The organism is Streptomyces sp. SID14478 (assembly GCF_010548525.1).
Classification (GTDB): domain Bacteria; phylum Actinomycetota; class Actinomycetes; order Streptomycetales; family Streptomycetaceae; genus Streptomyces.
On sequence record NZ_JAAGMG010000702.1, the window covers coordinates 1 to 7952 of the forward strand.

The 7952-nt window shown below is 68.3% G+C and carries 6 protein-coding genes; 4 read left to right on the top strand and 2 right to left on the bottom strand.

The genetic code is table 11. The features are described 5' to 3' along the window. From G3I40_RS23380 to G3I40_RS23395, 4 genes are all read left to right on the top strand, one after another. The coding region (locus G3I40_RS23380; protein WP_203644655.1) for a vitamin B12 dependent-methionine synthase activation domain-containing protein at positions 1 to 1577 on the top strand (1577 nt) is incomplete at its 5' end. 88 nt (positions 1578 to 1665) lie between these two features. Further along, positions 1666 to 2361: an HAD family phosphatase gene (locus G3I40_RS23385; RefSeq protein ID WP_164304086.1), complete on the top strand. Its 696-nt coding sequence runs from the start codon at positions 1666 to 1668 to the stop codon at positions 2359 to 2361. Positions 2362 to 2719: 358 nt separating this feature from the next. Continuing rightward, complete coding sequence (locus tag G3I40_RS23390) at positions 2720 to 4327, top strand: ABC transporter substrate-binding protein (RefSeq protein WP_164304087.1); 1608 nt, start codon at positions 2720 to 2722, stop codon at positions 4325 to 4327. A 75-nt stretch (positions 4328 to 4402) separates the two neighbouring features. Next, complete coding sequence (locus G3I40_RS23395; protein WP_203644656.1) at positions 4403 to 5983, top strand: ABC transporter substrate-binding protein; 1581 nt, start codon at positions 4403 to 4405, stop codon at positions 5981 to 5983. An 89-nt stretch (positions 5984 to 6072) separates the two neighbouring features. Here the strand turns inward: G3I40_RS23395 and G3I40_RS23400 are convergent, their stop codons facing one another. Together G3I40_RS23400 and G3I40_RS23405 are read right to left on the bottom strand one after the other, a co-directional pair. Then, on the bottom strand, positions 6073 to 6744 hold the full coding sequence (locus tag G3I40_RS23400) for a response regulator transcription factor (protein ID WP_164304089.1): 672 nt from the start codon (positions 6742 to 6744) through the stop codon (positions 6073 to 6075). A 38-nt stretch (positions 6745 to 6782) separates the two neighbouring features. Continuing rightward, positions 6783 to 7661 carry a RecB family exonuclease gene (locus G3I40_RS23405; RefSeq protein WP_164304090.1) on the bottom strand — a complete coding sequence of 293 codons (879 nt, stop codon included), beginning with the start codon at positions 7659 to 7661 and terminating at the stop codon, positions 6783 to 6785. Between the last annotated feature and the right edge of the window lie 291 nt (positions 7662 to 7952).

The following is a 7952-nucleotide window of genomic DNA, read 5'->3' on the forward strand; positions in this document are numbered from 1 at the left end:
TGGCGGCGCTGCCGCTGGAGGAGCGGCTGAAGGCGCGGATCATCGACGGCGAGAAGAACGGTCTGGAGGCCGATCTGGATGAGGCGCTGACGGCCCGTCCCGCTCTGGAGATCGTCAATGACACGCTGCTGGAGGGCATGAAGGTCGTCGGTGAGCTGTTCGGCTCGGGGCAGATGCAGTTGCCGTTCGTGCTGCAGTCGGCCGAGGTGATGAAGAACGCGGTGGCCTATCTGGAGCCGCACATGGAGAAGTCGGATACCGAGGGCAAGGGCACGATCGTGCTGGCCACGGTGCGCGGCGACGTCCATGACATCGGCAAGAACCTCGTCGACATCATCTTGTCGAACAACGGCTACCACGTGGTCAATCTGGGGATCAAGCAGCCGGTCTCGGCGATCCTGGAGGCGGCGGAGGAGCACAAGGCCGACGTGATCGGCATGTCCGGCCTCCTGGTCAAGTCGACGGTGATCATGAAGGAGAACCTTCAGGAGCTCAACCAGCGCAAGCTGGCCGCCGACTTCCCGGTCATCCTCGGCGGCGCCGCCCTGACCCGTGCCTATGTCGAACAGGACCTGCACGAGATCTACGAGGGCGAAGTCCGCTACGCCCGGGACGCGTTCGAGGGGCTGCGTCTGATGGACGCCCTCATCGCGGTCAAGCGCGGCGTGCCCGGCGCGCGTCTGCCCGAACTCAAACAACGCCGGGTCAAGGCGAGCAACGTCCAGGTCGAGGAGCAGCCCGCCGACGGGCCCGCGCGCTCCGACGTCGCCGTCGACAACCCGATCCCCACCCCGCCGTTCTGGGGCACCCGCGTCATCAAGGGCATCCAGCTCAAGGAGTACGCGTCCTGGCTCGACGAGGGCGCCCTGTTCAAGGGCCAGTGGGGCCTGAAGCAGGCGCGTACCGGGGACGGACCCACGTACGAGCAGCTGGTGGAGACCGAGGGACGGCCGCGGCTGCGCGGCTGGCTGGACGAGCTGCACACCAAGAACCTGCTGGAGGCAGCCGTCGTGCACGGCTACTTCCCGTGCGTGTCCAAGGGCGACGACCTGATCATCCTCGACGACGCCGGCAACGAGCGGACCCGGTTCAGCTTCCCGCGCCAGCGCCGTGGGCGGCGCCTGTGCCTGGCCGACTTCTTCCGGCCGGAGGAGTCCGGCGAGGTCGACGTCGTGGGCCTGCAGGTCGTCACCGTCGGCTCGAAGATCGGTGAGGCCACGGCCGAACTGTTCGCCGCCGACTCCTACCGCGACTACCTCGAACTGCACGGCCTGTCCGTCCAGTTGGCCGAGGCGCTCGCCGAGTACTGGCACGCCCGCGTACGCAGCGAGCTGGGCTTCGCGGGGGAGGACCCGGCGGCGATGGAGGACATGTTCGCCCTGCAGTACCGGGGCGCCCGCTTCTCCCTCGGCTACGGCGCCTGCCCGAACCTGGAGGACCGCGCCAAGATCGCCGAGCTGCTCGAACCCGAGCGGATCGGGGTCCAGCTCAGCGAGGAGTTCCAGCTCCACCCCGAGCAGTCCACCGACGCGATCGTGATCCATCACCCCGAGGCGAAGTACTTCAACGCGCGTTAATCAGGCGTAGTCGTACACTGGTCGGTCCAGCGCAGGCCGGTCCCCGCAAGGGGGCCGGCCTTCTCGTCCCTCATGGAGGTGTGCCCGGATGACCAGTACGGTCCCCGCCCTCGGTACCCGAACGGCCGAAGGCTCCACGCTGCAGGCCGTGCTCCTCGACATGGACGGAACCCTCGTCGACACCGAGGGATTCTGGTGGGACGCCGAGGTGGCCGTCTTCGCCGCGCTCGGGTACACCCTCGACGACACCTGGCGACAGGTCGTCGTGGGCGGCCCCATGACCCGCAGCGCGGGCTTCCTCATCGAGGCCACCGGAGCCGACATCACCGTCGACGAGCTGACGGTGCTGCTCAACGACGGCTTCGAACAGCGCATCAGCCGGACACTGCCGCTGATGCCCGGCGCCGCGAGACTCCTCGCCGAACTCGCCGCGCACCAGGTGCCGACCGCGCTCGTCTCCGCCTCTCACCGGCGCATCATCGACCGCGTCCTGCACTCGCTCGGTGCGCAGAACTTCCACCTCACGGTCGCGGGTGACGAGGTCTCCCGCACGAAGCCGCACCCCGACCCGTACCTGCTCGCCGCCTCCGGCCTCGGCGCCGAACCCGGGCGCTGCGCCGTCATCGAGGACACCGCCACGGGCGTCGCCGCCGCCGAGGCCGCGGGCTGCCACGTCGTCGCCGTACCGTCCGTCGCACCGATCGAAGCGGCCCCCCGGCGCACCGTCGTCCCCTCCCTCGAACACGTCAACCTGCCTTTCCTGCATGGCCTGATGACGCCCTGACCCGGCGGAGGGTGGCTGAATTGCCGCGCCCTCCAACCCAGTTGGACGTGTGACGTTTCCCACTCGACAGGGGGTCGACAGGCGGGTCCGGTCGTGCTTGACGCGCGCTGTGCGTGCGCCGGGGCGTGACCTTGTGTCCCGTTTGGTCGCCCCCTGCGCCGAACCTTCCTCCTGAGGTGTTTTCGGTGCGTCCACGCCTGGTTCCGCTGCGTGATGGGCGAGCCCCTCCAGTGCCTGCGAACCGCGACGGCGGGCCCATTAATGTCGTCGCGAGAACATCGCCGCATCCTTCCTGTACCCCGCGCGCACCACCCCCGCCGCCGGCCCACGGGATCAACAGCTCTGGAGAATTTCGAGCATGAACCGCAAGACCTTGGTGCTGCCGGCCGTCATCGGTCTGCTTGCCCCCGTACTGGCCGCGTGCGGCGGGTCCGACAGTGGTGGCAGTGACGGCGATGCGATCGCGGTCGGCACCACTGACCGGTTCATCGCGTCGAAGAAGGTCCCCGCACCGTTCGACCCGGCCTACGCCTACGACGCCGGTTCCTGGAACGTGCTGCGCCAGACCGTGCAGACGCTGATGGCGATGCCCCGCAGCGGCAGCGGCGAGCCGCAGCCCGAGGCCGCCGAGAGCTGCATCTTCACCGACACCGGCAGCGAGCGCTACGTCTGCACGTTGCGCAAGGACCTGAAGTTCGCCAACGGCGACCCGGTCACCGCCGGCGACGTGAAGTACTCGATCGACCGAGTCCGTGCCATCAAGAGCAGCAGCGCCTCCTACGGCCTGCTCTCCACGATCGACACGATCGAGACGCAGGGCTCCCGCAAGGTGATCTTCCACCTCAACACCCCGGACGCCACCTTCCCGTACAAGCTGGCCACGCCCACCGCCGGCATCGTCAACCCCGACGACTACGCCAAGAAGAAGCTGCGCAACGGCTTCGACGTGGACGGCTCCGGCCCGTACACGATGACGTCCGAGGTCAAGGACGACACCGTCGTCAAGACGGTCTTCACCAAGAACCCCAACTACAAGGGGCAGTTGAAGCCGAAGAACGACAAGGTGGAGCTGGTCTCCTTCGCCGGCGCCGACGCCATGGGCAAGGCGCTGGAGAAGGGCGACATCGACATGATGACGCGCACCATGTCGCCCGAGCAGATCGCGAAGTACTCGACGACCCCGCCGAAGAACGTGAACCTGGTCGAGATGCCGGGCATGGAGATCCGCTACCTCGGCTTCAACACGACGGCGTCCAGCGTCCGCAACAAGGCCGTGCGCCAGGCGATGGCGCAGGTCGTGGACCGCGGTGAGATCGCCGCCAAGGTGTACGGCACGACCGCGGAGCCGCTGTACTCGCTGGTGCCCGCGGGCATCACCGGCCACCAGAACTCGTTCTTCAACAAGTACGGCGACCCGGACAAGGCCAAGGCCGCGCAGACGCTGAGCCGGGCGGACATCACCACGCCGGTCAAGCTCACCCTGCACTACACGACCGACCACTACGGCTCGGGCACCAAGAAGGAGTTCGAGGTCCTGCGCGATCAGCTGAACGCCAGCGGCCTCTTCGACGTCGACATCAAGGGCGACGTCTGGGACACCTACCGCGACGCCCAGCTCAAGGGCGAGTACGACGTCTACGGCCTCGGCTGGTTCCCCGACTTCCCGGACGCGGACAACTTCCTCGCGCCGTTCCTCGACAAGGAGAACTTCCTCGCGTCGCCGTACGCGAACAGCACGATCCGCAATGAGCTGATCCCCGCCGAGCGCCGCGAGGCCGACCGGCTCACCGCGTCCAAGAGCCTCCAGCAGATCCAGTCCACGGTCGCCAATGACGTGCCGGTCCTGCCGCTGTGGCAGGGCAAGCAGTACGTGGCCGCGCGTGACGACATCACGGGCGTGGAGTGGGCGCTGTCCTCCTCCTCGATCCTCCAGTTGTGGGAGCTGAACCGCGGCGTCAGCGGCTGAGTCTCCAAGGGGCCGGTCCATAGGGGGGTCGGCCCGCCCCTTCTGCACGACCGACGACAAGGCACGCACGTGAGAATGCGCAACCAGTGGCTCGCCCCGTCCCTCGGGGTGGGCCTCGCCGCGGCACTGCTGAGCGGCTGCGGCACGGACCAGGGCGGCTCCGGCGGCTCCGGTGACGCGGTGGTCATGGGGATGTCGGACGACATCCAGGCCACCGACCCCGCGTCCGGCTACGACCCGGGTTCGTGGCTGCTGTTCAACAACGTCTTCCAGTCCCTGCTCAGCTTCCCCAACGGAGGCACCGAGCCGGAGCCGGAGGCCGCCAAGGAGTGCCACTTCAGTGACACGGCCACCAAGGTGTACTCGTGCACGCTGCGCTCGGGACTGAAGTTCAGCAACGGCAACGCGCTCACGTCGAAGGACGTCAAGTACTCCTTCGACCGCATGATGAACATCAACGACGACGCCGGCCCGGCGATCATGTTCCCGATGCTGGACAAGGTCGAGACGCCGGACGCCGACACCGTCGTCTTCAAGCTGAAGTACGCCGACGCGACCTTCCCGAGCAAGATCGCCTCGGGCGCCGGTTCGATCGTCGACCACAGCGAGTACCCGGCGGACAAGCTCCGCACGGACGGCAAGGCCGTCGGCTCCGGCCCGTACAAGCTGGACTCCTTCGGCAAGAACGACGCCGCCTTCTCGGTCAACTCCTCCTACAAGGGCACCGCGAAGGTCAAGAACTCCGGCGTCACCATGAAGTTCTTCCACGGCGACCAGGCGGGCCTGAAGAAGTCCCTGCTCGACGGCGGCGTCGACCTCGCCTACCGCGGTCTCGCCGCCAAGGACATCGCGGACATCGAGGAGTCGACGGGCAAGGACGCGCAGGACTTCGACGTCGTCGAGGGCACCAGCGCCGAGGTCCAGCACCTCGTCTTCAACATGAAGGACCCGGTCGTCGGCAAGCTCGCCGTCCGCAAGGCGATGGCGTACCTCATCGACCGCGACGCCCTCATCAACGAGGTCTACGACAACACCGCGACGTCGCTGTACTCGATCATCCCGGCGGGCATCGGCGGCCACAACACCGCGTTCTTCGACACGTACGGCGCCCACCCCTCGAAGAGCAAGGCCGCGTCGGTGCTGCGCGGCGACGGGATCACCGGCAAGGTCAAGCTCACCCTCTGGTCCACGCCGTCGCGCTACGGCCCCGCCACGGACGCCGAGTTGAAGGCGATAGCCAAGCAGCTCAACGCGAGCGGCCTGTTCGACGCCGACGTGAAGTCCGTCGAATTCGCCCAGTACGAGCGGGACATCAAGTCCGGCAAGTACGGCGTCTACGTCAAGGGCTGGGTGCCCGACTACCCGGACGCCGACAACTTCACGCAGCCGTTCTTCGGCGAGGGCAACGTCCTCGGCAACCACTACAGCAACAACACCATCACCGGGACGATCATCCCGGAGACCGGTGCCCAGAGCGACCGCTCCGCCACCGTCAAGCAGTACGAGCAACTGCAGGACATCGTCGCCCAGCAGCTGCCGATCCTGCCGGTGTGGCAGGCCAAGCAGTACGCCGTCGCCCGCGACAACGTCTACGGCCTGGAGAACTGCCTCGACGCGTCGACCGTGTTCCGGTTCTGGGAGATCAGCAAGGGCTGACCCGGCCCCCGGACACAGCGCACACGAAGAAGGCGGCGGCCACCGATGAGGTGGCCGCCGCCTTCTTCGTGCGCGCGACCGCTGTGCACCTATTGCGCTCCGGGACGGACCAGACCGCTCTCGTACGCGTACACGGCCGCCTGCACCCGGTCGCGCAGCCCCAGCTTCGTCAGCACGTGACCGACATGGGTCTTCACAGTCGTCTCGCTGACGAACAGGTCGGCGGCGATCTCCGCGTTCGACAGGCCGCGGGCCACGAGCTTGAGCACCTCGACCTCGCGCTCGGTCAGCGTGTGCAAGGTGTCCGGCACCGGCTCGTCGCCCGACGGCAGATGGTCCGCGTACTTGTCGAGCAGCCGGCGCGTGATGCTCGGCGCGAGCATCGCCTCCCCATTGGCGACCACCCGGATCGCCTGCACCAGCTCATTGGCCGGGGCGTCCTTGAGGAGGAAGCCGCTGGCACCCGCCCGCAGCGCCTCCACGACGTACTCGTCCAGATCGAAGGTCGTCAGGACCAGCACCTTCGCCGGACCGTCCCGGCCGGGGCCGGTGATCTGCCGGGTCGCCTCGACGCCGTCCATCCGCGGCATCCGGATGTCCATGAGCACCACATCGGGCTGCAGGGCACGGACCTGGTCGAGCGCCTGGAGGCCGTCTCCGGCCTCGCCGACGACCGCAAGGTCCTGCTCGGCCTCCAGGATCATGCGGAAGCCCGTACGCAGCAGCGGCTGGTCGTCGACCAGTAGGACGCGGATGGCCACGAAAGTCTCCTTCGATAGTCCGGGCCCATTCTGCCCTGCTAGGCGGTGCCGGACTCGGGCGCCCTGACCTGAAGCGGGTACGGCGGGGGAGTCCCGCCGAATTCCGGGCAAACGGCCTGATGGTCGCACCAACCGCACAACTTCGTCGGCCGCGGACGCCACTCGCCCGTCTCCGTGGCCTGCTGGATCGCGTCCCACAACGCGTGCAGCTTGCGCTCCACGCGCTCCAGGTCGGCGATCACGGGATCGTAGGTCAGCACGTCGCCGCTGCCCAGATAGACCAGTTGCAGCCGCCGCGGCACGACGCCCTTCAGCCGCCACACCACCAGGGCGTAGAACTTCATCTGGAACAGGGCGCCCTCGGCGTACTCGGCCCGGGGGGCCTTGCCCGTCTTGTAGTCGACGATCCGCACCTCGCCGGTGGGCGCCACGTCCACCCGGTCGATGATCCCGCGCAGCTTGAGTCCCGACTCCAGACGGGTCTCGACGAACAGCTCCCGCTCGGCGGGCTCCAGACGCGTCGGGTCCTCCAGCGTGAACCAGCGCTCCACCAGCTGCTCCGCCTCGCCGAGCCAGCGCGCCATCCGCTCGCCCTCGGCATCGTCGGCGAACAACTCGGCCAGCTCCGGCTTCGACTCCCGCAGCCGGTCCCACTGGCCCGGGATCAGCGACTTGGCCTGCGGAGCGGTGCGCTCCCCGGCCGGTGCGTCGAACAGTCTCTCCAGTACGGCATGGACCAGCGTGCCCCGCGTCGCCGCCTCGCTCGGCTTCTCGGGAAGCTTGTCGATCACCCGGAACCGGTACAGCAACGGGCACTGCATGAAATCGCTCGCGCGCGACGGCGAGAGCGAGGCCGGCGCCACGGCGGCCGCCTTCTCAGGACCGCTCTCGGGGCCCGTCTCGGTACTGGTCTCCATGCCGCACGACGATACGGCCCGCCACTGACAGTCAGGCACCTGCGCGTCCACGGCGTCTTGCGTAGCGTGGCCCGGGGGAGTCGACGGAGGCCACCGGGCACCGTCCGCATACCATCGACGCCAGAACGTCCCGCCCGGCGGGAAACGCTTCGAACGAGGGGACCGAGGGATCACCGTGGACGAGAGCGGGCAGCCGCAGTCCGGGACCGGCGGGGCGACGCCGCCCGCGGAGGGCACCGGGGGGCGTCCCGCGACGGACCGGCACGACCCCGCCGCACCCCCCGCAACCCC